The 24,665-nt window shown below is 70.2% G+C and carries 22 protein-coding genes; 11 read left to right on the top strand and 11 right to left on the bottom strand.

Going from position 1 to position 24,665, the window contains the following annotated elements; genetic code table 11:
* Positions 1-61: 61 nt before the first annotated feature.
* The 3 genes from JHE00_RS07370 to JHE00_RS07360 all read right to left on the bottom strand — a co-directional run bounded on the left by JHE00_RS07370 (position 62) and on the right by JHE00_RS07360 (position 3,631).
* Positions 62-1,126 (bottom strand): 2-oxoacid:ferredoxin oxidoreductase subunit beta, encoded by a 1,065-nt coding sequence (locus JHE00_RS07370; RefSeq protein ID WP_200316154.1) that lies wholly within the window; start codon positions 1,124-1,126, stop codon positions 62-64.
* Positions 1,126-3,039: a 2-oxoacid:acceptor oxidoreductase subunit alpha gene (locus tag JHE00_RS07365; protein ID WP_200316152.1), complete on the bottom strand. Its 1,914-nt coding sequence runs from the start codon at positions 3,037-3,039 to the stop codon at positions 1,126-1,128. Before JHE00_RS07365 ends, JHE00_RS07370 begins: the two co-directional genes overlap by 1 nt.
* 145 nt (positions 3,040-3,184) lie before the next feature.
* Positions 3,185-3,631, bottom strand: coding sequence for an Lrp/AsnC family transcriptional regulator (locus JHE00_RS07360; RefSeq protein WP_200316149.1), 447 nt, complete (start codon positions 3,629-3,631; stop codon positions 3,185-3,187).
* A gap of 73 nt (positions 3,632-3,704) precedes the next feature.
* Here JHE00_RS07360 and ddaH point away from each other — a divergent pair, with 73 nt between their 5' ends.
* Positions 3,705-4,553, top strand: a complete 849-nt coding sequence (ddaH, locus tag JHE00_RS07355) for a dimethylargininase (protein WP_200316147.1) — start codon at positions 3,705-3,707, stop codon at positions 4,551-4,553.
* A 59-nt stretch (positions 4,554-4,612) separates the two neighbouring features.
* Here ddaH and JHE00_RS07350 read toward each other — a convergent pair whose 3' ends face one another.
* The 4 genes from JHE00_RS07350 to JHE00_RS07335 are packed head-to-tail and all read right to left on the bottom strand — an operon-like array spanning position 4,613 to position 8,127.
* Positions 4,613-5,497, bottom strand: coding sequence for a metal ABC transporter permease (locus JHE00_RS07350; RefSeq protein ID WP_200316145.1), 885 nt, complete (start codon positions 5,495-5,497; stop codon positions 4,613-4,615).
* Positions 5,484-6,371: a metal ABC transporter permease gene (locus JHE00_RS07345; RefSeq protein WP_200316143.1), complete on the bottom strand. Its 888-nt coding sequence runs from the start codon at positions 6,369-6,371 to the stop codon at positions 5,484-5,486. Before JHE00_RS07345 ends, JHE00_RS07350 begins: the two co-directional genes overlap by 14 nt.
* Positions 6,368-7,132, bottom strand: a complete 765-nt coding sequence (locus JHE00_RS07340; protein ID WP_200316141.1) for a metal ABC transporter ATP-binding protein — start codon at positions 7,130-7,132, stop codon at positions 6,368-6,370. The genes JHE00_RS07345 and JHE00_RS07340 overlap by 4 nt, the downstream gene beginning before the upstream one ends.
* Positions 7,129-8,127, bottom strand: coding sequence for a metal ABC transporter solute-binding protein, Zn/Mn family (locus tag JHE00_RS07335; RefSeq protein WP_200316139.1), 999 nt, complete (start codon positions 8,125-8,127; stop codon positions 7,129-7,131). Before JHE00_RS07335 ends, JHE00_RS07340 begins: the two co-directional genes overlap by 4 nt.
* 232 nt (positions 8,128-8,359) lie before the next feature.
* On the opposite strand from JHE00_RS07335, the gene JHE00_RS07330 reads away from it, so the two are divergent.
* Genes JHE00_RS07330 through JHE00_RS07290 form a run of 9 tightly spaced genes read left to right on the top strand, consistent with a single transcriptional unit; the run spans position 8,360 to position 17,754 of the window.
* Entirely contained in the window at positions 8,360-9,595 is a 1,236-nt protein-coding gene (locus JHE00_RS07330) for a class I SAM-dependent methyltransferase (RefSeq protein ID WP_200316137.1), read from the top strand.
* Positions 9,592-10,389, top strand: coding sequence for a glycosyltransferase family protein (locus tag JHE00_RS07325; protein WP_200316135.1), 798 nt, complete (start codon positions 9,592-9,594; stop codon positions 10,387-10,389). Before JHE00_RS07330 ends, JHE00_RS07325 begins: the two co-directional genes overlap by 4 nt.
* Positions 10,386-11,033, top strand: coding sequence for a PIG-L deacetylase family protein (locus JHE00_RS07320; RefSeq protein ID WP_200318236.1), 648 nt, complete (start codon positions 10,386-10,388; stop codon positions 11,031-11,033). Before JHE00_RS07325 ends, JHE00_RS07320 begins: the two co-directional genes overlap by 4 nt.
* Positions 11,034-11,036: 3 nt before the next feature.
* Positions 11,037-12,086, top strand: a complete 1,050-nt coding sequence (locus JHE00_RS07315; RefSeq protein ID WP_200316133.1) for an NAD-dependent epimerase/dehydratase family protein — start codon at positions 11,037-11,039, stop codon at positions 12,084-12,086.
* Positions 12,086-13,363 (top strand): DUF4910 domain-containing protein, encoded by a 1,278-nt coding sequence (locus tag JHE00_RS07310; protein ID WP_200316131.1) that lies wholly within the window; start codon positions 12,086-12,088, stop codon positions 13,361-13,363. Before JHE00_RS07315 ends, JHE00_RS07310 begins: the two co-directional genes overlap by 1 nt.
* Positions 13,364-13,395: 32 nt before the next feature.
* Complete coding sequence (locus JHE00_RS07305; RefSeq protein ID WP_230423156.1) at positions 13,396-14,748, top strand: MATE family efflux transporter; 1,353 nt, start codon at positions 13,396-13,398, stop codon at positions 14,746-14,748.
* On the top strand, positions 14,664-15,887 hold the full coding sequence (locus tag JHE00_RS07300) for a polysaccharide pyruvyl transferase family protein (protein WP_200316129.1): 1,224 nt from the start codon (positions 14,664-14,666) through the stop codon (positions 15,885-15,887). Before JHE00_RS07305 ends, JHE00_RS07300 begins: the two co-directional genes overlap by 85 nt.
* Positions 15,884-16,432 carry a dTDP-4-dehydrorhamnose 3,5-epimerase family protein gene (locus JHE00_RS07295; RefSeq protein ID WP_200316127.1) on the top strand — a complete coding sequence of 183 codons (549 nt, stop codon included), beginning with the start codon at positions 15,884-15,886 and terminating at the stop codon, positions 16,430-16,432. Before JHE00_RS07300 ends, JHE00_RS07295 begins: the two co-directional genes overlap by 4 nt.
* A gap of 5 nt (positions 16,433-16,437) precedes the next feature.
* On the top strand, positions 16,438-17,754 hold the full coding sequence (locus tag JHE00_RS07290) for a glutamate-1-semialdehyde 2,1-aminomutase (protein WP_200316125.1): 1,317 nt from the start codon (positions 16,438-16,440) through the stop codon (positions 17,752-17,754).
* Here JHE00_RS07290 and JHE00_RS35810 read toward each other — a convergent pair.
* The 4 genes from JHE00_RS35810 to JHE00_RS07270 form a co-directional block, all read right to left on the bottom strand.
* Positions 17,726-18,406, bottom strand: coding sequence for a phosphatase PAP2 family protein (locus JHE00_RS35810; RefSeq protein ID WP_200316123.1), 681 nt, complete (start codon positions 18,404-18,406; stop codon positions 17,726-17,728). The two genes, JHE00_RS07290 and JHE00_RS35810, sit on opposite strands and share 29 nt — an antisense overlap.
* A 68-nt stretch (positions 18,407-18,474) precedes the next feature.
* The gene (locus JHE00_RS07280) at positions 18,475-20,259 is read right to left on the bottom strand and encodes an ABC transporter ATP-binding protein (protein ID WP_200316121.1); all 1,785 of its coding nucleotides are present in this window, start codon (positions 20,257-20,259) and stop codon (positions 18,475-18,477) included.
* Between the two features lie 327 nt (positions 20,260-20,586).
* On the bottom strand, positions 20,587-22,251 hold the full coding sequence (locus JHE00_RS07275; RefSeq protein ID WP_200316119.1) for a right-handed parallel beta-helix repeat-containing protein: 1,665 nt from the start codon (positions 22,249-22,251) through the stop codon (positions 20,587-20,589).
* A gap of 29 nt (positions 22,252-22,280) precedes the next feature.
* Complete coding sequence (locus JHE00_RS07270) at positions 22,281-23,522, bottom strand: O-antigen ligase family protein (RefSeq protein ID WP_307831848.1); 1,242 nt, start codon at positions 23,520-23,522, stop codon at positions 22,281-22,283.
* Between the two features lie 165 nt (positions 23,523-23,687).
* On the opposite strand from JHE00_RS07270, the gene JHE00_RS07265 reads away from it, so the two are divergent.
* On the top strand, positions 23,688-24,653 hold the full coding sequence (locus JHE00_RS07265) for a glycosyltransferase family 2 protein (RefSeq protein ID WP_200316117.1): 966 nt from the start codon (positions 23,688-23,690) through the stop codon (positions 24,651-24,653).
* The last annotated feature ends 12 nt before the right edge of the window (positions 24,654-24,665 follow it).

Here is a 24,665-nt window from a genome sequence, read left to right as displayed (position 1 = left end):
AGCAGCAACGACGAAGCCCCCGGGAGCACCAGGCTCTCCGGGGGCTTTTGTCGTTGTCTGCTCAGGCGACCGTCCAGGTGTCCTTGCCGGTCAGCAGGGACTGCAGGTTGGGGGTCTTGGCCTGGGCGGCCTGCTCCAGCTGGGTGCGGGCCTGGTCGTCGTAGGTGGGGCGGGTGACCTGGCGGAAGATGCCGGTGGGGGTGTGGTTGAGGTTCTGGTCGCCGATGCGGGAGAGCGCGAAGGCGTAGGAGGTGTCGGCGATCGTCGGATCGTGCACCACGAGCTCGTGCTCACCGATGTCGGCCACCTTGCCGACCTCGAAGCCGCCCCAGCCGTTGCGGGTGACGCCGAACTCGCCTTCGGGGCCGAAGCGAATCGGCTCGCCCGGGGTGAGCGGGATGATGCGCTGGGCCGCTTCGTCCTTGTCCTTGAGGACGTCGAACGCGCCGTCGTTGAAGATCGGGCAGTTCTGGTAGATCTCGACGAAGGCGGAGCCGCGGTGCTCAGCGGCGGCGGTGAGGACCTCCGTGAGGCCCTTCTTGTCGCTGTCGAGCGCGCGGCCGACGAAGGAGGCTTCGGCGCCGAGTGCCAGGGAGATCGGGTTGAAGGGGGTGTCCAGCGAGCCGGCTGGCGTGGACTTGGTGACCATGCCCTGGCCGCTGGTGGGGGAGTACTGGCCCTTGGTCAGCCCGTAGATGCGGTTGTTGAACAGCAGGATCTTGAGGTTGACGTTGCGGCGCAGGGTGTGGATGAGGTGGTTGCCGCCGATGGAGAGCGCGTCGCCGTCGCCGGTGACGACCCAGACGGAGAGGTCGGGCCGGGTGGTGGCCAGACCGGTGGCGATGGCGGGTGCACGGCCGTGGATGGAGTGCATGCCGTAGGTGTTCATGTAGTAGGGGAAGCGGCTGGAACAGCCGATCCCGGACACGAACACGATGTTCTCGCGCTTGAGGCCGAGGGTGGGCAGGAACGACTGGATGGTGTTGAGCACGATGTAGTCGCCGCAGCCGGGGCACCAGCGCACTTCCTGGTCGGACTTGTAGTCCTTGGCCTTCTGCGGCTCGTCCGTCGTGGGAACCAGGTCCAGCCCACCGAGCGCGGGCAGACCCAGATCGGTGGCGGTCATCAGCGCGCGACCTCCTTGGTGCTGGTGATGATGTCGGTGAAGACGCCCTCGAGCTCCTCGGCCTTGAACGGCAGCCCGGCGATCTTGGTGTGGGAGTGGATGTCGACGAGGTACTTGGCGCGCAGCAGCATCGCGAGCTGGCCCAGGTTCATCTCGGGCACCACCACGGTGTCGTAGCGGGCGAGGACCTCGCCGAGGTTGGCGGGCAACGGGTTGAGGTGCCGCAGGTGTGCCTGCGCCACCGGCAGTCCCTTCTTGCGGACCCGACGAGCCGCGGCGCCGATCGGGCCGTAGGACGAGCCCCAGCCGAGCGCCAGCACGCGGGCCTCGCCGGAGGGGTCGTCGACCGTCAGATCGGGCACGTCGACGCCGTCGATCTTGGCCTGGCGCAACCGCACCATCTTGTCGTGGTTGTCGGGGTCGTAGGAGATGTTGCCCTTGCCCTCGGCCTTCTCCAGACCACCGATGCGGTGTTGCAGACCAGGGGTTCCGGGCACAGCCCACTCGCGGGCCAGCGTCTCCGGGTCGCGCACGTAGGGCCAGTGCTCGCCGGAGCCGTCGGGGGCGTTGGGCTCGGTGGCGAACTCCACCGTCAGGTCGGGCAGCGTGCGCACGTCGGGGATCAGCCACGGCTCGGAGCCGTTGGCGATGGCGCCGTCGGAGAGCAGCAGCACGGGCGTGCGGTAGGTCAGCGCGATGCGCGTGGCCTCGATCGCCGCGTCGAAGCAGTCCGCGGGCGAGCACGGCGCGATGATCGGCACGGGGGACTCGCTGTTGCGGCCGAACATCGCCTGCAGCAGGTCGGCCTGCTCGGTCTTGGTGGGCAGGCCGGTCGAGGGGCCGCCGCGCTGCACGTCGATGACGAGCAGTGGCAGCTCCATCATCACGCCGAGTCCGATGGTCTCCGACTTGAGCGCGATGCCGGGGCCGGAGGTGGACGTGACGCCCAGCGCGCCACCGTAGGCGGCACCGAGCGCGGCGCCGATGCCCGCGATCTCGTCCTCGGCCTGGAACGTGGTGACGCCGAAGTTCTTGTGCTTGGACAGCTCGTGCAGGACGTCCGACGCCGGGGTGATCGGGTAGGTGCCGAGCAAGATCGGTAGCCGCGACTGCTGCCCCGCCGCGATGACGCCGTAGGCGAGCGCGGTGTTGCCGGTGATCTGGCGGTAGGTGCCCTGCTCCAGCTTCGCGGGGGCCACCTCGAAGGTGGTGGCGAAGGACTCGGTGGTCTCGCCGTAGTTCCAGCCCGCGCGGAAGGCCAGGATGTTGGCCTCGGCGATCTCGGGCTTCTTGGCGAACTTCTCGCGCAGGAACCGTTCGGTGCCCTCGGTCGGCCGGTGGTACATCCACGACAGCAGGCCCAGCGCGAACATGTTCTTGCAGCGCTCGGCGTCCTTCTTGCCGAGGCCGGTGTCGGCGAGCGCGCCCTGGGTCAGTGTGGACATCGCGACCCGGTGCACCTCGAACGGCGCGAGGGTGTCGTCGGACAGCGGGTCTTCGGCGTAGCCGACCTTGGTGAGGTTGCGCTTCGAGAACTCGTCGGTGTTGAGGATGACCGTGCCGCCGCGCGGGACGTCGGCGAGGTTCGCCTTGAGGGCGGCGGGGTTCATCGCGACGAGCACGTCGGGACGGTCGCCGGGGGTGAGGATGTCGTAGTCGGCGAAGTGCACCTGGAAGCTCGAGACGCCGGGGATCGTGCCCTGAGGGGCCCGGATCTCGGCCGGGAAGTTGGGCAGCGTCGCCAGGTCGTTGCCGAAGGCGGCCGCCTCCGAGGTGAACCGGTCGCCCGTCAGCTGCATGCCGTCACCGGAGTCGCCGGCGAAGCGGATCACGACTCGGTCGAGCCTGCTGACCTCGGTGGGTCGCGTCGCCGACAGCGCGCCGGTGCCACTGCCGTTCGCACTCGTGCTCATGGGCCAGGAAATCCCTCTCAGACGACTGGGCGCGCGCTGCGCTAATACTTCGAGATTACTTGGTGTTTGGGCCCGCCCCGCAGGGGTGTGATCCGGGTTACCTGTTACTCGAGGTAACACCCGGTATTGGTTCCATTCAGTGGGATCAGGTCTCGGGATTCGGCGGCCGTTCGAGCAGGGTCGACAGCACCACGGTGGACACCGTGCGGTCGATGATCTCGAGTCCGCGCAGCCGTTCCAGGGCGGATTCCAGGTGGTGGATGTCGGCTGCGCGCAGGTGAACGATCGCGTCGGCGGCACCGGAGACGGTGTAGGCGGCGACGACTTCCGGCAGCGGTTCGAGGTGGGAGCGGATCCTGCCTGGTGAGACGTTGCCCTGGCAGTGGACCTCCACGAAGGCCTCCGTGCCCCAGCCCAATGCCTCCGGATCGACCACCGCCGTGAAGCCGCGGAGCACGCCGATGTCGAGCAGCCGGTCGACCCTGCGCTTCACCGCGGGGGCCGACAGTCCGACGACCTTGCCGATCTCCGCGTAGCTGGAGCGCGCGTTGGACACCAGGCATGAAACGATTCGCTGATCCAGGGTGTTCATGCGCAATATTCTGCACGTATGTCCGCAATCAACTTTGATTGATTGCAGCACAGCGCCCACATACATTCGAATCATGACGGAGGCTTCCGCGCTGCCCGTGCGCGTCCCCACTCCCCGCCACTACCTCATGTGCCCTCCGCGCCACTTCGCCGTGGAGTACGCGATCAACCCGTGGATGGACCCCGACCAGCCCGTCGACGTCCAGCGGGCGCTGGAGCAGTGGACCGGTCTACGAGACCTCTACCGCAAGTTCGGGCACACGGTGGACGAGGTGAGCCCGGTGCCGGGACTGCCCGACATGGTCTTCGCCGCCAACTCCGGCACGGTCATCGACGGTCGTGTGCTGGGCGCGCGGTTCCGGGCGCCGCAGCGCTGCGCGGAGGCCGAGCACTTCCGCCGCTGGTTCGTCGAGCACGGCTACCGCGACGTGACGATGCCCCGCCAGATCAACGAGGCCGAGGGCGACTTCGCGTGGACGGGCAGGCTCCTGCTGGCCGGAACCGGGTTCCGCACCGACCCGGCCGCGCACGGGGAGGCGCAGGAGTCGCTGGGGGTGCCGGTGGTCTCGCTGCGGCTCACGGACCCGCGCTACTACCACCTCGACACCGCGTTGTTCGTGCTGAGCGAGGCGACCGAGGCCGCACCCGCGCGCATCGCCTACTACCCGGAGGCGTTCTCGCGCGGTTCCCGGCGGGTGCTGGAGCGGCTGTTCCCGGACGCCGTACTGGCCACCGCGCAGGACGCGGAGTGCTTCGGGCTCAACGCGGTCTCCGACGGCCGCAACGTGGTGCTGCCCGTGGAGGCGACCGCGCTCGGCGAGCGGCTGGCCGCCCTCGGGTACGAGCCGGTGTTCACCGACATCTCCGAGCTGCGCAAGGCCGGTGGCGGCCCGAAGTGCTGCACTCTGGAGATCCGCAAGTAGGGGGTGGCGGGCTGCGGTGAAGGGCACCTTTACTGCGTTGGATGCAGTAAAGGTGCCCTTCACCGCGGTCGGGGTTGGGGTCGGGCCGCGAGGCGTTTGGTGAGTAGGCCTTTGCGGGGGGCGAAGAGAAGGGCCAGTAGGAACAGGGCTCCCGCGGTGAGGCCGATGGTGCCGGGGATGGACGTGTCGAACGTGACCGCCGCCCGCTGACCGCCGAACGCGCTCACCCAGCCCACGGCCACCGCGGCCACGAGCATCGTGCCCACGCGCCGGACGAGTAGCCGCGCGGTGGCGGCGGGCACCACGAAGAACGTGATCACCAGGATCGCGCCGACGCTGTCGAAGGCCACCACGGCGAGCCCTGCCACGGCCACCAGCAGGACCTGGCTCACCAGCTTGCCGCGCAGACCGCCCAGCTCCGCGAAGTCCGGGTCGAACGTGCTCGCCTTCAGCGGCCGCCACAGCAGCACCACGAGCAGCACCGTGCCGAGCGTCGCCGCGCCCGTGATCACCAGCGAGCGCGGCACGTCGAGGCCCGCGAGCTCGATGGTGCGCAGGGGCGCGAAGGTGACGTCGCCGAAGATCGCCGAGTCGAGGTCGATGTGCGCGCCGGAGGCGAACCGGCTGATCAGCAGGATTCCCAGCGAGAACAGGGCGGGGAACACGAGCGCGAGCGCGGCGTCGGAGGCGACGACTCCCGTGCGCCGCAGCCAGTCGAACCCGGCCACGCACGCCACGCCGAACGCGGTGGCGCCGAGCACGGTCGCCAGCGACGCGCGCTCGCCGGTGAGCAGGAAGATCAGCACGATGCCCGGCAGTACGGCGTGGCTGACCGCGTCGGGCAGCAGCGCCTGCCGCCGCAGCACCAGGAAGCTGCCCAGCAGCGCGCACGAGGTGGCGAGCAACCCACTGATCACCACGATCATCACGTCATCCGGCGACACGGGCCCTCCTCCGCCTTGCCTTGGCGACGATTCCCCTGCGCGGCGCGAACGTCACCGACAGCACCGCCACGACGGTGGCCAGCAGCACGATCACCGGGCCCGCCGGCAGTTCGGCCCTGCCGGAGACCACGCCGCCGACCGCTCCGCACGCCGCGCCGAGTGCGCCGGAGAGCGGCACGAGCGTCGAGAGCCGCTTGGTCAGCTGCCTCGCCGCCACCACGGGGGCCACGAGCAGCGCCACCATGAGGATCGCGCCGACCGTGCGCACGCCGAGCACGACCGCGAGCGCGAGCAGGCCCGTTGCCACGGCGTCGACGGCCCACGACGGCACGCCCGCGACCGAGGTGAACCCGGGGTCGAACGTGGCGGAGCGCAGCAGCCGGAACCCGACGAGCACCACCGTGAGCGCCACCGCGCCGAGCGCCAGCGCGAGCACGATGTCGCGTTCGACGAGCCCGGCGGCCTGGCCGAGCAGGTAGCCGTTGAGCCCGGCCTGCTGGCTGTTGCCGCTGGCGCCGATGTGGGTCAGCAGCACGATTCCGAGGGTCAGCGACACCGACAACACCACGCCGATCGCGGCGTCGGGACGCAGTCTGCCCGTGCGTTCCAGTGCGATCATCGCGAACGCGGCGAGCGCCGCCGACACGGCCGCGCCGAGCAGCAGCACCTCCGGCACCTTGGCGCCCGTCACCAGGAACGCCACGGCGACGCCCGCGAGGGTGCCGTGGCTCATGGCGTCGCCGAACATGCTGCGCTGGCGCAGTACTGCGAGGGGGCCGAGCGCACCGGCGACGAACCCGACCACGGCCGTGCCCACCACCACGACCGCGTCCGGATAGGACAGTGGCAGTGCGTCGAGCAGCCAGCCGATCATCGGTTCAGCACCAGCGGGGTCATGCCGTACGCGCGTTCCAGGTGCTCGGGCGTGAGCACGTCGCCGGGGGCACCCTCGGCGAGCACGGTGCCCGCGAGCAGCACCGCGTGGTCGAACCGGTCGAGCACGGCGCGCAGGTCGTGGTGCACCGCGATCACGGACCTGCCGTTCTGGCACAGCGTGGTGAGCACCTCGAGCAACGCCGACTCGGTGCGCGCGTCGACCGCCGTGAACGGTTCGTCGAGGATCACCAGGTCGGCGCCCTGGGCGAGTGCCCTGGCGAGGAACACGCGTTGCCGCTGCCCGCCGGAGAGCTCGTCGATGGGGTGCTCGGCGAGATCGGCGACACCGACCTGGTCCATCGCGGCGGCCACCAGCTCGTCGTCGTGCCGGGTGAGCCTGCGCAGCCAGCCGCGGTGCGGGTAGCGGCCCATCTCCACGACCTGGATCGCCGTGATGGGGAAGTCCTGCGCGACGCTGTCCTGCTGCGGGACGTAGGCGACCCGCCTGCGCACGCGCCGCAGTGGCTCGCCGAGCAGTTCGACGTGCCCGCGCACCGACGGGACGAGTCCCAGCGCGGCCTTGACCATCGTGGACTTGCCCGCGCCGTTGGGGCCGACGACGGCGCACAGCGTCGCGGCGGGGATCTCCACGCTCACGCCGTCGAGCACGGTGCGGCCGCCGTAGGACGCGCTCACCTCGCGCAGGCTCAGCGCCGAGGGCGGCTGGGCGGCGGTACGACTGTCGGTCGAGGTGGTCATCGCAGGCCCTCCACGAGTGTTTCGGCGTTGGCGCGCACCATGCCCAGGTAGGTGCCGCCCGGTGTTCCGTCGTCTCCGGCGGAGTCGGAGTAGAGCTCGCCACCGATGCCGATGTGGCTGCCCTGCTGGCTCGCAGCGGCGAGTACGGAGTTCAGCGTCTGCCTCGGCACGCTGGTCTCGACGAACACCGAGCGCACTCCGCTGGCCGCGAGGTCGTCGGCCACGCGCGAGATGTCGGCGGTGGTCGCCTCCTGCTGGGTGGAGATGCCCTGGATCGCCACCACCTGCATGCCGAAGGCCCTGCCGAAGTAGCGGAACGCGTCGTGCGAGGTGACGAGCTGCCGGTGTGCGGGCGGGATCCGCTGGATCAGGTCGCGGACGTCGTCGGCCATCGCCAGCACCTCGGCGCGGTAGGCGGCGCCGTTCCGGCGGTAGTCCGCGGCGTGCTCGGGATCGAGCCTGGCCAGCTCGGCGGTGACGGAGTCGACGACGTGCACCCACAGGTTCGGGTCGAACCACACGTGCGGGTCGTGCTCCTCCTCCGGCGCCGCTCCCGCGGGCGGGGACAGCAGCTCGGAGTCCGGGATGGCCTCGCCCGCGAAGAGCACTGGTTTGGTCCTGGCGATCTCGTCGAGCGTCTGTTGCAGCGAGCCCTCGAGGTAGAGCCCCACGGCGATCACGGCGTCGGCGCGGCGCATCTCGGTGAGATCGCTCGCCTTCGCCTGGTACAGGTGCGGGTCGACGCCAGGGCCCATGAGCCGCTCGGTCTCGACGTGCTCGCCGCCGATCTGGCGCACCGTGTCGTCGAGGAAGTTGGTGGTGGTGACCAGGCGCAGCCCCTCGTGGGCCGGGTCGTCGTTGGGTTGCATGGCGTAGCCCACGGCGCCGGAGATGCCCAGGGTGAACACCGCGGCGAGCGCGATGAGCAGACGGACGTCGCGCCGGCGGGCCCGTCTGCGCCGCCGGGCGGTCTCGCTGCCCCGTTCCGCGTCCATCGTCACCTGTCCCTCGTACGAAGTTCGGTGCGACGAACTTTAGCGTACGCCCTGTCGAAGACAAGTGCCCGTCCGGGAATGACTCACCGCGATTCCGCGCATCAGGAAATGTGAAAACGGTGCAGGTCTCATTTGGGAATCGCCTCACGGCGGCGTCCGGATTCGTTGTAACAACAGGCTCGTTGTCAGCGAATCTTGCTTTGTCGAACACCGTGCCCGAGGAGCCGTGTAGATGACCACATGCCGATTGTGCGGTTCCGCCAGCATGGCAGGTGTCGTTGATCTCGGGGCGACTCCACCGTGTGAGCGGTTTCTTACCCAGCAACAACTGGACGAACCGGAAGTCACCTATCCGTTGCACCTGCGGGTGTGCACGGAATGCTGGCTCGCGCAGATTCCGCCACTCATCACGCCGGAGGACACCTTCACCGAGTACGCCTACTTCTCGTCGTACTCGCAGTCCTGGGTGGAGCACGCCCGCCGGTTCGTCGAGGAGGCGGTGGAGCGCGTGGGACTGGACCACGACTCCTTCGTCGTGGAGGTCGCGAGCAACGACGGGTATCTGTTGCAGCACTCGGTGTCACGCTCGATCCGGTGCCTCGGCATCGAACCCTCGGTCAACGTGGGGCGGGCGGCGCGAGCGAAGGGGGTGCCCACGCTCACCGCGTTCCTCGGGCCGGGCACGGGTGCGGACGTGCGTGCCGAGCACGGGCCGGCGGACCTGGTGGTGGCCAACAACGTCTACGCCCACATTCCCGACGTCGTCGGGTTCACGCACGGCCTGCGTGCGCTGGTCGCAGACGACGGCTGGGTGTCGATCGAGGTGCAGCACCTGCTGACACTGATCCAGCACGTGCAGTACGACACGATCTACCACGAGCACTTCCAGTACTACACCGTGGAGTCGGCGCGCAAAGCCCTCGCCGTGGGCGGATTGTCCGTTGTGGACGTGGAGCTGCTGCCAACGCACGGCGGTTCGATCCGGTTGTGGGCACGGCCGTTCGAGGTCGCGGGCGAGCCGAGCAGCCGGATGGTCGACGTGCTGGCGCGGGAAAAGGCCGCGGGGCTGCACGAGCTGAGCGGCTACACGGCGTTCGCGGCCGAGGTCGACCGCGTGCGGCTGGACCTGCTGCGGTTTCTCACCGACGCGGCGGCCAGCGGCAAGACCGTGGTGGGCTACGGAGCGCCCGGCAAGGGCAACACGCTGCTGAACCACTGCGGCATCCGGCCGGACCTGCTCGCCTACACGGTGGATCGCAACCCCTACAAGCACGGCCGGTACACGCCGGGCACGCGGATTCCCATCGTGGCCCCCGAGCAGATCGCGCTCGACCGGCCCGACTACGTGCTCGTGCTCCCGTGGAACCTCAGGGCCGAGCTCACCGAGCAGTTGTCCTATGTAGACGAGTGGGGCGGGCGGCTGGTGTTCCCGATCCCACGGCTGGAAATCGTCGAGGTGGCGTCGTGAAGGTCGTTCTGTTCTGTGGCGGTTACGGAATGCGGATGCGCAACGGCACGGCCTCGGACGTGCCCAAGCCCATGCAGATGGTCGGACCGCGCCCGCTGATCTGGCACGTGATGCGCTATTACGCGCATTTCGGGCACACCGAGTTCATTCTCTGCCTCGGCTACGGCGCTCACCACATCAAGGACTTCTTCCTGAACTACGCCGAGACGACGTCCAACGACTTCGTGCTGAAAGGTGGCAGGGCCGAGCTGCTCTCCACCGACATCTCGGACTGGTCGATCACGTTCGTGCAGACGGGCATCGAGTCGCCGATCGGCGAGCGGCTGCGCAGAGTGCGCCCCCACCTCGACGGCGACGAGATGTTCCTCGCCAACTACGCCGACGTGCTCACCGACGCCCCGCTGCCCGACATCATCGAGCGCTTCTCGGCCTCCGAGGCGGGCGCGTCGATGATGGTGGTGCCGCCGCAGTCGTCGTTCCACTGCGTGGAGCTGGACGAGGTCGGGATGGTCGGCTCCATCACGGCGGTGAGCGAGATGCCGCTGTGGGAGAACGGCGGCTACTTCGTGCTGCGGCAGGAGGTCTTCGACCACATCCCCGAGAACGGCGACCTCGTGGCCGACGGCTGCGGTGAGCTCGCCAAGCGCGGCAGGCTGCTGGCCTACCCGTACCGCGGGTTCTGGAAGCCGACCGACACGGTGAAGGAACGCGCGGCGCTGGACGAGGCCTACGCGCACGGTCAACGGCCGTGGGCGCTGTGGGAGAACGAGCGAGAGGCCGCGTGGACCGCGTGATCCGACTGCTCGCCGACGGGCTCACCAGTGTCGTCGCGCTCGGCGCACACTGCGACGACATCGCGATCGGTGCCGGGGGAACGCTGCTGACCCTGGCCTCGGCGTGGCCGGGTCTGCGCGTGGACGCGCTCGTGCTCTCCGGTGGCGGCACCGAGCGCGAGGACGAGGAGCGGGCCGCGCTCGAGGCGTTCTGTCCCGGCGCGGACGTGCGGCTGACGGTGCTGAAGCTGCCGGACGGCAGGTTTCCCGCGCACTGGGACGAGGCGAAGTGCGCGCTCGAGGACCTGCGCGGGCGCGCGGACCCCGAGCTGGTGCTCGCGCCGAGGACCGGCGACGCGCACCAGGACCACCGTGGGCTCGCGCGGCTGGTGCCCACCGTGTTCCGCGACCATCTCGCGCTGGGCTACGAGATCGTGAAGTCCGACGGAGACCTCGGCACGCCCTCGGCCTACCAGCCGCTGTCGCGCGGTCTCGCCGAGGAGAAAGTGCGGCTTCTGCAACAGCACTACCCCTCGCAGCGACATCGTCCTTGGTACGACCGGGAGGCCTTCCTCGGGCTCGCCCGGATCCGCGGCATCGAGTGCGGCCAGCACTACGCGGAGGGCTTCTACGCCCACAAGTTCACTCTTGCCCTGGAGGGCTGAGCAATGCGCGTGCTGCTGACCGGGCACAAGGGCTACCTGGGCACCGTGATGGCCCCCGTGCTCGAATCCGAGGGCCACGAGGTGGTCGGCCTCGACTCGGGTCTGTTCGAGGGGTGCGTGCTGGGCCCGGTGCCCGACGACCCGCCCGGCCACGTCGTGGACCTGCGCGACGTGCGGCTCGAGCACCTGTTCGGAGTGGACGCCGTGATCCACCTGGCTGCGTTGTCGAACGACCCGCTGGGCGCGCTGGCCCCCGCGCTGACCTACGACATCAACCACCACGCCGCCGTGCGGCTCGCGGAGCTCGCGAAGGCCGCCGGGGTGCGGCGGTTCCTCTACGCCTCGACGTGCTCGGTCTACGGCGCCTCCGGCGGGTCGGGGCTGGTCGACGAGGACGCGCCGCTGCGGCCCGCGACGCCCTACGCCGAGTCGAAGGTCAAGGTGGAGGCCGACGTCGCCGCGCTGGCCGACGACGACTTCAGCCCCGTGTACCTGCGCAACGCCACCGCGTTCGGCTACTCGCCGCGGCTGCGCGCCGACATCGTGCTCAACAACCTCGTCGGCCACGCCGTGCTGACCCGCGAGGTGCTGGTGCTCTCCGACGGCACGCCGTGGCGGCCGCTGGTGCACGCCGCCGACATCGCCCGCGCGTTCGCGGGCGCGCTCGTGGCGCCGCAGGCGGCCGTGCACAACCAGGCCTTCAACATCGGCACCGAGCGCAACAACGTGACCGTCGCGGAGATCGCCGAGCAGGTGGTGGAGGCCGTGCCCGGCGCGACGCTGCGCATCACCGGCGAGGCGGGGGCCGACCCGCGTTCCTACCGCGTCGACTTCTCCCGCTTCCGCGAGGCGGTTCCCGGCTTCGACTGCGCGTGGAGCCTCAAGGACGGAGCGGTGGAGCTGGTGGAGGCCTACCAGCGGCACCGGCTGAGCACGGCCGACTTCGAGCGGCGGTTCACGCGCCTGGCGTGGCTGCGCGACCGGATGGACGACGGCACCGTCGACGGCACCTTGCGCGCGCAGAACGGGCAGAGCGAGCAGAACGGGAACTGATGAGCACGGGCGAGGACATGCACGCGCTGGTGGAGCGGCTGTACCCGCTCTGCCGCAGCATCACGGGCGACGGCGTGCGCCGCACGCTCGGGATCGTCGCCGAGTACCTGCCGCTGCGGGTGCACGAGGTGCCCACGGGTTCCAAGGTTCTCGACTGGACCGTGCCTCGGGAGTGGAACATCTCCGAGGCCTACGTGGCCGACGCCGAGGGCAAGCGCGTGGTGGACTTCGCCGAGTCGAGCCTGCACGTGGTGAGCTACAGCGTCCCGGTCTCGGCCACGATGAGCCTCGCCGAGCTGCGCGAACACCTGCACACGCTGCCAGAGCAGCCCTCGCTCGTGCCGTACCGCACCAGCTACTACGCGCCGGACTGGGGATTCTGCCTCTCGCAGGACACCCTCGACGCGCTGCCAGAAGGCGACTACGAGGTCCGCATCGACTCGACGCTGACCGACGGGCACCTGACCTACGCCGAGCACGTGGTGGCGGGCGAGGTCACCGACGAGGTGATCGTGTCGTGCCACGTGTGCCACCCGTCGCTGGCCAACGACAACCTCGCAGGCATCGCGGTGGCGACGTTCCTGGCGAGGGAGCTGGCCGCGCGCGACCCGTACTACACGTACCGGTTCCTGTTCGTGCCGGGAACGATCGGCTCCATCACGTGGCTTGCCCGCAACGCCGAGCGCATCGGCAAGGTCGCCCACGGGCTGGTGCTCGCGTGTGCGGGTGATCCGGGATCGTTGACGTACAAGAAGAGCAGGCGCGGCGACGCCGGGATCGACCGCGCCGCGCAGCACGTGCTGGCCGGGCGCGAGCACACGGTCCTGGACTTCTCGCCCTACGGCTACGACGAGCGCCAGTACTGCTCGCCGGGCTTCGACCTGGGAGTCGGCTCGCTCACCAGGACGCCCTACGCGGGCTACCCGGAGTACCACACCTCGGCCGACAACCCGGACTTCGTCACGGCGGAGGCGATGGCCGACACCCTGGCCGTGTGCCGGGAGATCTTCTCGGTGCTCGACCGCGACCGCCGCTACGTCAACCTCAGCCCCTACGGCGAGCCGCAGCTCGGCAGGCGCGGGCTCTACGACTCGCTCGGCGGGCGCAGCGACGCCAAGCAGGCCCAGCTGGCGATGCTGTGGGTGCTCAACCTCTCCGACGGCGAGCACACGCTGCTCGACATCGCGCGGCGCTCCGGCATCGGCTTCGGCGCGGTGGTGGCCGCCGCCGACGCTCTGAGCGCGGTGGGCCTGCTGGCCCCGGCAACGGGGGCGTGAGCATGTCTCGCCGGTACCAGCCTCGCCACGCGATGCCCCCGAAGGGCCTGCGCGCGATGGTGGGACGGCTCAGCTGGGGCCTCGGTGACCAGGCGATCTCGAGCCTCACCAACTTCGCCGTCGGCATCGTGGTGGCCCGCTCGCTCGGTGCCTCCGGGTTCGGTGTGTTCACGCTCGCGTGGGTCACCTACGGCGTGCTGCTCAACGTCTCGCGCGGGCTGGCCACCGATCCGCTGATGGTGCGGTTCAGCGGCGCGGCCGACGAACGCTGGCGGGCCGCCGTGGCGCGCTCGTCGGGCACGGCGCTGATGATCGGCGTCGTCTCCGGCGCGCTCAGCATCGTCGCGGGACTGGCGGTGGGCGGGGTGATCGGTGGCGCGTTCGTCGGGCTCGGGCTCGTGCTGCCGGGGCTGCTCGTGCAGGACAGCTGGCGGTTCGCATTCTTCGCCGCGGGCTGGGGCCAGAAGGCCGTGGCCAACGACCTCGTCTGGGCCGCCGCGATGGTGCCCACGCTGTGGTTCGCCGCGCAGGCGGACAGCGTCTTCGTGTTCGTGCTCGCCTGGGGCCTTCCCGTCGCACTCGCCGCCGGGTTCGGCGTCGTGCAGGCCGGGGTGCTGCCGAGCGCGGCCGGGGTGCGGGACTGGGTGGACCGGCATCGCGATCTCGGCGTGCGCTACCTCGTCGAGAACGTCAGCAACAGCGGCTCCTCCCAGCTGCGGATGTACGGCCTCGGTGCCATCGGCGGGCTCGCCGACGTCGGCGCGATCCGCGGTGGTGAACTGCTGCTCGCGCCGTTCTTGGCCCTGCTCATGGGTGTGAGCCTGGTGTCGGTGCCCGAGGCCGCACGTGTGCTGAACCGGGCTCCGGGCAAGCTGTTCGCGTTCTGCGCGGTTCTCGGCGGGGGACAGGCCGCGGCGGCGCTGCTGTGGGGCCTCGCGATCCTGCTGTTCCTGCCCGCGTCACTTGGCGTGCTCGTGCTCGGCCCGGTCTGGGAGCCGGCCTCGGAGCTGATCCTGCCCATCACGCTGTCGGTCACCGGGGCCGGCGTGGTCGCGGGGGCCACGGCCGGGCTGCGGGCGCTCGGGGCCGCCCGGCGGAGCCTGCACGCGCAGCTGTTCGCTGCGGCGGGCTACCTCGGCGGAGGACTCGTGGGAGCCGTGCTCGCCGGCGCGCTGGGCGCGAGCTGGGGTTCGACCATCGCCGTGTGGTGCGGCGCGGTGGTGTGGTGGTGGCAGCTGCGTGCGGGTCTTGCCGAACGCTTCGTGCCCGAACCGCTCCGTAAGGAGGAGGTGAGGACGGCATGGCAAGGACCACGGCACCGCGCGTCGGTCTCTTCGGACTACTCGGGTCCGGCAACGTCGGCAACGACGGCTCGCTCGAGGTGATCCTCGACTACCTGCGGCGCGAACAACCCGGCGCGGTGCTCGACGGCTTCTGTAGCGGCACGACGACGGTGCGACGGCGCTACGGCCTTCCCGCCAGGGCACTGCACTGGTGCGACACGCTGCCCCGGCCACGCACGCGGGCGGGCCTGATGACGGCCAAGGCGTTCGGCAAGCTGCTCGACCCCGTCCGGATCCTGCTCTGGGTCCGCGCGCACGACGTGGTGATCGTGCCGGGCGCGGGAGTGCTCGAGACGACGCTTCCGTTGCACGCGTGGGGTTTTCCGCTGTCGCTGTTCCTGCTCACCCTCACCGGCAGGCTCACGGGCACGCAGGTGGCACTGGTCAACGTCGGCGGCAACGTGATCAAACAGCGCACCACCCGGCTGCTCATCAGCTGGGCCGCGCGGCTGGCCCACTACCGCTCGTTTCGCGACATCCGCTCCCGCGACGCGCTGCGGAAGATGGGCGTGGACACGGCGGGCGACGACATCTACCCGGACCTGGTGTTCGCCCACCCCGAGCCGGAGTCCTCGGCCGGAACCGGGACGCCCGTGGTCGGGCTGGGCCTGATGGACTTCTCCGGCTCGAACGACGAGCGGCGCCACGCCGACGCGATCCGCGACACCTACGTCGCCGCGATGAAGGACTTCGCCGTCCGGCTCGTCGACAAGGGCTACCGGCTGCGGCTGCTGACCGGCGACGAGCTCGACCGGGTGGTGGTGGACGAGGTGCGGGCCCACCTGCGCGAGCAGCGTCCCGCGCTGCCCGAGGATGCCGTGGTCGCCGAGGCCAGCGCCACGCTCGGCGAGCTGATGCAGCAGATCGCGAGCGTCGACGTCGTGGTGGGCACGCGCTACCACAACGTGCTGTGCGGGCTGAAGCTCGCGAAACCGACGATCTCGGTCAGCTACTCCACCAAGAGCGACGACCTGATGGCCGAACTGGGCATGGCGGAGTTCTGCCAGTCGGCGAGGGCCGTCGACGTCGACCGGCTCCTCGCCCAGCTCGCCGACCTGGAACGGCGCGCCGGAGAGCTTCGGCCCGTGCTCGCCGAGCGCAGCCGTTCGCGTCGCGAGCGGATCGAGCAGCAGTACGCGGTGTTGTCCAAGATGCTCTTTCCCGATGGAGGGCCACGATGAAGGCCATCCCCGTGCCCGCCATCGCGGGCGCCTACCTGTTCGAACCCGCCCCGCACCGCGACGCGCGCGGCTTCTTCTCCCGCACCTTCGACCGCGACGTCGTGCGTTCGGTGGGCATCGACCCCGACGGCTTCGCCCAGGACAGCCTGTCGCGCTCGGCGAGGGGCGTGGTCAGAGGACTGCACCTGCGTTCGGGCCGCGGCGAGGCGAAGCTCGTGCGCTGTTCGTACGGGGAGGTGTTCGACGTCGTGGTGGACCTGCGGCCGGACTCGCCGACGTTTCGCAACACCGAGTTCTTCGCGCTCTCCGGTGAGTCGCAGGTGAGCGTGTACGTGCCCGCGGGGTGCGCGCACGGGTTCCAGGCGCTCACCGAACCCGCGGACGTGGCCTACCGCATCGACCGACCCCACGATCCGGCCGAGGACGTCGCGATCGCCCACGACGACCCGGAACTGGCCATCCCGTGGCCGCTGCCGCCCGCCCTGCTCTCGGAACGGGACCTGCGGGCGCCCTCACTCGCCGACGCGCTCAGGAGGCCGAGGTGACCGTCATGGACTCCCGGGCCCGTTCCCAGTCCGCCAACGAACGCCTGCACGCGCTGATCCCCGGCGGTGCGCACACCTACGCCAAGGGCGACGACCAGTACCCCGAGGGGCTCGCGCCGGTGATCTCGCACGGGCTCGGCGCCCACGTCTGGGACGTCGACGGCAACCGCTACGTCGAGTACGGCTCCGGCCTGCGCGCGGTGAGCCTCGGGCACGCCCACCCTCGGGTCACCGAGGCGGCACGGCGCGAGCTCGATCGCGGCGCCAACTTCGTGCGGCCCGGCATTGTCGAGCTCGAGGCCGCGGAGCGGTTCCTCGCCACCGTGCCGACCGCGGACATGGTGAAGTTCGCCAAGAACGGCTCCGACGTCACCACCGCCGCGGTGCGCCTGGCGCGCGCCGCCACCGGTCGCCCGCTGGTCGCGATCTGTGGTGACCAGCCGTTCTTCTCGACCGACGACTGGTTCATCGGCACCACCGCGATGGACGCGGGCATCCCGGACAGCACTACGGATCTGACCGTGACGTTCCCGTACGGCGACCTCGCCGCCACCGAGGAGATGCTGCGTGTGCACGACGGCCAGGTCGCGTGCCTGATGCTCGAGGCCGCGTCCGGGCAGCTCGAACCGCCGCCCGGTTACCTAAAGGGACTGCGCGCGCTCGCCGACCGGCACGGCTGCGTGTTGATCTTCGACGAGATGATCACGGGGCTGCGCTGGTCCGAGGCGGGCGCGCAGGGTCTCTACGGCGTCGCTCCCGACCTGTCGACCTTCGGCAAGGCGCTGGGCAACGGCTTCGCCGTGTCGGCGCTGGCGGGCAGGCGCGAGCTGATGGAGCTCGGCGGGCTGCGCGGTGGGCGCGACCGCGTCTTCCTGCTCTCCACCACCCACGGCGCGGAGACGCACTCGCTCGCCGCGGCGATGGCGGTGCTCGAGACCTACACCGAGGAGGGCATCACCGCGCGGCTGCACGAGCTCGGCGACCGGCTGGCCGCCGGGGTGCGCCAGGTCGCCGAGGGCATGGGCGTCGGCGAGCACGTGGTGGTGCGCGGCAGGGCGAGCAACCTGGTGTTCGCCACGCTCGACGAGAACCTCAGGCCCTCGCAGCGGTACCGGACGCTGTTCCTGCGCCAGCTCGTCGGCGGTGGAGTGCTCGGGCCGTCGTTCGTGGTGTCGAGCGCGCTGACCGACGACGACATCGACCGCACCGTCGAGGTCGTCGCGCAGGCGTGCGCGGTGTACCGCAAGGCACTCGACGCGCAGGACCCGTCCGCGTGGATGGGCGGGCGTCCGGTCAAACCGGTGTTCCGCCGCCGCGCCTGAGCCCGTCCGCCGCGGTGTCGATCACCAGCGCCAGCGCGGGCACCAGTGCGATGGCCGTGGCGAAGCCGCCGAGCGTGTCGGTGGCGTAGTGGGTGTCGAGCGTGAGCTGCGCCCACGCCATCTCCGCTCCGCAGGCCAGCGCCAGGCCGGTGATCACGAGCAACGCGGTGGCGCGGCGCAGGGCGAACAGGTCGGCCACCAGCAGCCCGAGCACCACCGCGATAGCCGTCGCGAACGCGGTGTGCCCGCTGGGATACGACAGGTACCCGCCGTTGATCGTGCGGCCGAAGAAGTCCTTGAGCACCATCGTGGCGAACGCGGGCACCAGGCACGCGACGGTGAGCACCGCGAGCCGGACTCTCCCGAGCGCCCAGCACAGACCGCTCACCAACGCCACGACGATCGCGGCTCCGACGGGCTCGGCCGCGAAGTCGACCAGCACCGCCATCTCGAAGCGTCCTGCGTCGGGAAAGGCGGCCGCTCGCTCGGCCCACGCGTCGAACCCGCTCGCCGCCGACTCGCCCGCATGCGCCAGTCCCACGAGGAGCACCACGAGCGCGCCGAGTACCGACGCGACCACGAACGGCCGCTGGAATCCGGCGGGCACGGCGGGCCGCGCCCGCGCGAGGTCATAGGTCCGCTGGGCGCTCACACTGGTGAGTCGGCGCGCGGGCGGACTTCGTTTCGGCTCCACAGTGGAACGGTGCGCGCCACGCCCGGTCAGCGGTACGCGGCCGACTGGAGTTTGAACAGTTCCGCGTACTGGCCGGCGCGCGCCATCAGCTCGTCGTGGGTGCCGCACTCCACCACCCGGCCCGCGTCGAGCACGTAGATGCGGTCGGCGAGGCGGGTGCTGGAGAACCGGTGCGAGATCAGCAGCGCGGCGCGGCCCCCGAGCATCGCCCGCACGTCGGCGAACAGCTCGTACTCGGAGCGCGGATCGAGTGACGCGGCCGGTTCGTCCAGCACCAGCAGTCCGGTGTCCCGGTACAGCGCCCTCGCCAGCACCACCCGCTGCCACTGGCCCGCGGAGAGGTCGACGCCCTCGCGCCCGAGCTGGCCGTCGAGCATCGTCTCGAGTCCCTCCGGCAGCTCCCGCGTGACGCCCGACAGGCCCGCGCGTTTGGCCGCCTCCTCCACGTCGTGGTCCTCGTCCGCGCCGCGATGTCCGTCGCTGATCACGATGTTGTCGCGCAACGTCAGCCGGTACCGGACGAAGTCCTGGAAGATCACGGTCACCGAGGCGCGCACGTCCGCCGCCGGCACCACGCTGCCGTCCCAGCGCCGCGATCCCGTGTCCGGCGCGTAGAGCCCGGCCGCGATCTTGGCCAGCGTGGTCTTGCCCGCGCCGTTCTCGCCGACCAGCGCCACCACCTCACCCGCGCCGACGCGGATGTCGACGCCGTCCACCGCGGGCCGGTCCTGGCCGGGATAGCTGAAGGTGACGTCGCTGAGTGCGATGCCCTCGGTGAGCGTGCGTTTGCGCCCGGTCGGCGTCGTGGCGGGCACCGAGGCCACGAACCGGTCCAGCTCGGCGAACAACGGCGCCGACTCGACGAGTCCGCCGATTCCGGTGACCAGCGTGTCGAGCCTGCCCACGAGCAGCCGCGCCGCGATCACCGCCGCACCGGCCTCAGGCAGCCCGATCCGGCCGCGCCGCAGGAGCTCCACGATCGACAGCAGTGCGCCGCCGAGCGCCACGGTGACGCCGACGGTGGTGATTGCCGCGACGAGCCTGCGGTGCCGGAACTCGCCGAACAGGCCGGTGTTGATGTCGTCGTTGAGGTCCTCCTGCTTGTCGCCGAGCCTGCCGGTGGAGTCGAACGCGCGCAGCTCTGCGGCGTAGGGCCGCTCGGTGAGCAGCTGCCGCAGGTAGTCGCGCCGCCGGGCGAGCGGGGTGAGCCGGTGGGTGAACGGGAACTCCTGTCGGCCAGCCCAGCGCGACAGCAGGACGGCGGGCAGCCCCGCCGCGAGCACGATCGGCAGCAGCAGTGGCTCGACGCTCACGAGCACGGCCGACAGCGTGGCGACACCGAGCAGCCCGCCGGTGAGCCCGAGCAGCGAGGCGGTGGCGGTGAACGGCATCCTCAGCGCGTGCTGCCGCACCCGCTCGAGCGAGCTCGCGAACCCCGTCGACTCGAAGGTCACCAGATCGGCCCTCGCGGCGGTGTCGAGCAGCCGGTCCCACACCCGCTGGGAGACGCGTTCGCCGAGCAGCCGGTCCTGCTGCGTCTGGAGTGGACCCAGCGCGCAGCACACCGCGATCGTCAGCGCGAGCAGCAGCAGCGAGAGGGTGCTGCCGAACGTCGCCCGCTCGGGCCGCAGCAGGGCGTCGAGGGTCAGCTTGCCCGTCGCCACCACGCCGAGCGTGGCGGTGGCACCGACGAGCAGGTAGACCCAGGCGATCACCGTCCCCAGTGGATCGGCGCGCCGCACCTCCCGCGCGGCCGCGGCGATGAGTCGGGGCGTGCTCGCCGAGGCCTTGGCCTTCCTGAGCAGACGCACCCATGAATTTTATCCGCCGACCAGCGGAAATTCGAGGCTCCTGAAATACCTCGCCGGTGTCGATCGCGTTGCCGGCCGGACACATTGTTCGGCTGCTCGTAACACATGCCGGGAATGGTGAATCTCCTGCTGGAAGCCGTCCTCGGCCCTCGTCATCGGTGTCGAAGGCCTGGTCGATTCGTCCCGGTCCGGCGATTATCGCCCGCGATTTCCGCCTGAATTGCGCACGCGTGGTCCGTTGCCCTATCACCACGGTTCGGAATTGACCGAAACAAAACTTCGTCGCGGGCAGCCTGGACACAATGGACGAGTCGCGGACCGTCCTCCTCAGGGCGCCAGCGAGTACGTACTGCCCTCGTCCTGGCCGAACGTGGCAGGCCGGTTGTCGTCGGTGTAGGTCCGGGGCACGTCGGGCGCGGGCGAGGTCCACTCCTCCCACGTCACGCGGTCGCCGTCCGGCTTGCTGGGCTGGAAGCCCGCGAACTGCCAGTCGCCGTAGTACTGGTTGTTCCGGAAGACGTTGCCCTGCTCGAACGTCACGCGCCACGGCACCTCGTAGCCGGGGAAGGCGGGGTAGGTGCCGTACCCGCCGAAGACCCCGCTGATCCCGCAGAAGTCGCCGTTCGCGCAGCCCTGGCCGATGGCCTGCTTGTCGATGCGGAAGACGTTGTTCTCCACCACGTTGTTCTCCGTCGACCACCGGCAGCGGTACTTGTCGCCGATGCTGCGCGGGATCACGTCCTCGGCCCCGGCCTCGCATTTCGCGTCGTCGTAGAGGTCCACCTTGACGGTGCAGTACGGCGGATGCGTGTGCGCTGTGGATCCGCAGTAGCGGTCGGGGTTCTCCCACATCGCGACGCCGCCCCAGTTGTTCTCGAAGTTGTTGTCGCTGATCACCGTGGGCGTGTTCTCGAGCCCGAAGCCGCGCGGGCTGCCGTTCTCGGAGATGTAGATCGCCGGGACCGGGAACGCGTCGCCGCGGCGCTGGAACTCCTTGCCGGCGACGATCGCGTTGCGCTGGATGTTGTTGTAGCGCACCCGCGCGTCGTAGCCCGCCTCGAGGAAGACGGCGTTCCCGTCGTTGTCGGCGATCACGTTGTGCTCGATCACGACGCCGGTGTTGTTGTTGTCGAACCACAGTCCGGTGCCGCGGTTGCGGTGCACCCAGTTGTTGGTGACCTGGACGTCGTCGTTGATCCAGAACTTCACCCCGCCGGTGCAGCCGCAGCCCTCGACCCGGTTCTCCCAGTCGCCGGTGTTGTTGCCGGTGATCTCGTTGTGGTCGAGCACGAGTCCGGTGACGGGTTCGGCGTCGGTGCCGCAGCACGCGTTGATGCCGTACTGGCCGTTGTCCTTGATGCAGTTGTAGCGGTAGGTGTTGCCGGGAGCACCGGCCATCAGCCCGGCGCCCTCGTTGCCGGTGATCGTGCTGTACTCGACGACCCAGTTGGAACCGTCGTTCTGGTTCACCACGCCCTCGTTCATGGGGGCCACGAAGTTGCGCACGGTCAGGTACCGGATCGTCACGCCGTCGGCCTCGCCGGTGAAGGCGTAGCGGTTGATCCGCTTGCCGTCCAGGATCGCGCCGGGCGCGCCGACGAACGTGCTGCCGTCGCCGGGGATGATCTGGCCGAACTCGTCGGGCGAGAGCGTGTGCACGCCTGGTGCGAACCAGAACGTGGTGTCCTCGGCCCGCAGGTCGAGCTCGATCGCGCTGTTGTCACCCTCGGGCACCACGACGGCGCCGTCGGGCGGTTCGGCAGGTCCCTTGCCCAGCACGTCCTGGTTGCCGCAGATCCGGGCCGGTGGTTCGGCTGGCCAGCCGCCCGCGGATCCCTCGGAGCCGGTCGCCTTGCCGCCGGAGCCGTTCTCGCTCTCGCCGGCGTCGCGGCCGACGACCACGAGCACGCCGACGGTGACGAGAACGAGGACGCTGAGCACCGCGAGCGCCGCGTGTCTGCGAGGGATGGCGCTGAGCCGCCGCATGACCATGTGCCTGCCTCCTCGGGGGCCGGTGCCGTTCATGCTCGGTCGAAGCTGTGCAGTGACCGTTGTTCACTCGCCGCGGGGACGAGCAGTGCCGCGGCCAGGACGAAGTGCAGCAGGTAGCCGGTCACATCGCCGAGCGCGACCTGGGTGTAGGACGCGATGACGCCGTAGACGACGAGGAAGACCGCGCACGCGCGGGCGGGCGACGGGGGCCGGGCCGCCATCGCGAACACGAGCGCCAGCAGCATCAGCGCCACGATGCTGACGCCGAGGATGCCCTGCTCGTGGAAGACGGCGAGCCAGGTGCTGTCGATGGGGTCGCCGCCGAAGGACTTGTCCGTGAGCCCCACGCCGAAGAGCTGTTCGCGCACGGTCCGTTCCTGCGCGAGCAAGGCGTCCCACACGTACTGCCTGCCGGTGAGGTTGGAGAACAGCTCGGCGTCCTGACCGCGCTGGAACCATGCCGTCAGCGCCGTGGAGAACGCGATCGCGAGCACGGCCGCGCCCACGGTGATCGTCGCGATCGTCTTGCGGGCCCTGGCGTTGGTGAGCGCGAGCGTCAGCCCGGCGACCGGGATGGCCGCGAGCATGGCGATGGTGGCGGTGCGGGTGTGGGTGAGCAGCAGCATCACCAGCGCGGGCCCGGCGATCAGCACCACGCTCCTGGTGGTGGTGGCGCGCGCCAGCCACAGCACCAGAGTGAGCCCGGCGACCACAGCGGCGTAGTCGGCCACCTGGGTCGCCGTGATCGGCCAGATGATGCCGACGAGCCTGCTGTCGAAGTCGGCGGGCATCGCCATGCTCGGGGAGATCACGAGTCCGATCGCCACGGTCGCCAGCACGGCGCTCAGCGCTCGGATGTGGTGGCGCACGAACGAGATCCCGCCGTCCCACCATCGCGTCAGCAGCCACAGGGTCGCGACGAACACGGCGAGCCGGGCGCACCGCAGCAGCGCACCGAACCCGGATTCCATGAACGAGCTCGACAGGATGCTGGCCACCACGAGCAGGCTCAGCAGCAACAGGAACGCGTTGGGCCGGATCCGCAGTCGGCGATTCAGCAACAGTGCGAGTACGAACGCGACGGCCAGCGAGCCCATGGTGATGACCTGCAGGACCCGGCGGGGGATCGGGACGATCGTGTCCACCGCCAGCGAGCCGAGGGTGTTGACCACCAGCAGGCCCCAGATCAGCCCGACGATCCACGAAACGCCGCGCTGCCCGTGGATTTCGGGCTCGGCCAGCGGGCGGGCGGTGCGGGAAGTGACTGTCACGGCCGGCCTTCTTCTGTGACGCTGTCGAGGCTTGTCCTAGGGAAAGTCGTGTGTTCGCGGCGCCCGTTACAGGGCGCGTAACGGTGTGCGAACCCCTTCCGACTGTGCCTATGACACCCCGTCAGGGAATCTCTCCCCGGTGCCAAGGGAAGGATCTGAGGACTCGTGAGTGCTGTTCCGCGGTTGAGCATCGGCCTACCTGTCTACAACGGCGAGCGTTACCTCGCCGAGTCCCTCGACGCGTTGCTGGGACAGACTTTCGGGGACTTCGAGCTCGTCATCTCCGACAACGACTCCACCGACCGCACCGCCGAGATCTGCCGTGCCTACGCGCAGCGCGACGAGCGGATCCGGTACTTCCGTCAGCCCCGCAACATCGGCGCCTGCCCGAACCACAACTTCACCGTTCACCAGGCGCGGGGCGAGCTGTTCAAGTGGGCCTCCTACGACGATCTCTACGGCAGGCAACTGCTGGAGCGGTGCGTCGAGGCGCTCGACGAACACCCGGAACTGGTGCTGGCCCACGCCCACGAGGCGTTCATCGACGGCAGTGGCGCGGTGACGCTGCCGGTCGACTACACCCTCGCCACGGACTCGCCCAGCGCGCCCGAACGGTTCCGGAGTGTCCTCTTCGGAGTCGGCGGGGACGACTTCTACGGCGTGATCCGCACCGACGTGCTGCGCAGGACCCCGCTCAACGGCAGCTACCACCACTCCGACCGCACGATCATGGCCGAGCTCGCGTTGCTCGGCCCGTTCCACCAGGTGCCGGAGCTGTTGTTCTTCCGGCGCGACCACCCCGAGCGCGCCGAACGCGCCAAGCCGACCATCCGGTCGCGCTGCGCCAACATGGACCCGATCCGCGCCGACAAGCTGCGGCACCCGACCGTGCGGCTGCTCGGCGAGTACGTGTGGGGCTTCGTGGACGCGATCCGCCGGACTCCGTTGTCGCAGAACGACCGGTGGAAGTGCTACGCGTATCTCGCGCAGTGGGCCGCGAGCCGGGCGCGGGTCGGCAGCGGGCAGCGCGTGGAGGACAGTGAGCCCGTCGAGCTGGACGTGCCGATCTCGGTCGAGACCATCGTCGCCGGCCAGCGGTCTCGCAGGGCGCAGCCCGAGCCGCTGGGCTGAGCCAGGCGGCGG

It is taken from the genome of Prauserella cavernicola (assembly GCF_016595675.1).
Taxonomy (GTDB): domain Bacteria; phylum Actinomycetota; class Actinomycetes; order Mycobacteriales; family Pseudonocardiaceae; genus Prauserella_A; species Prauserella_A cavernicola.
Note: the sequence above shows the minus strand (reverse complement) of the source record. Positions and strands in the feature narration are given on the sequence as shown.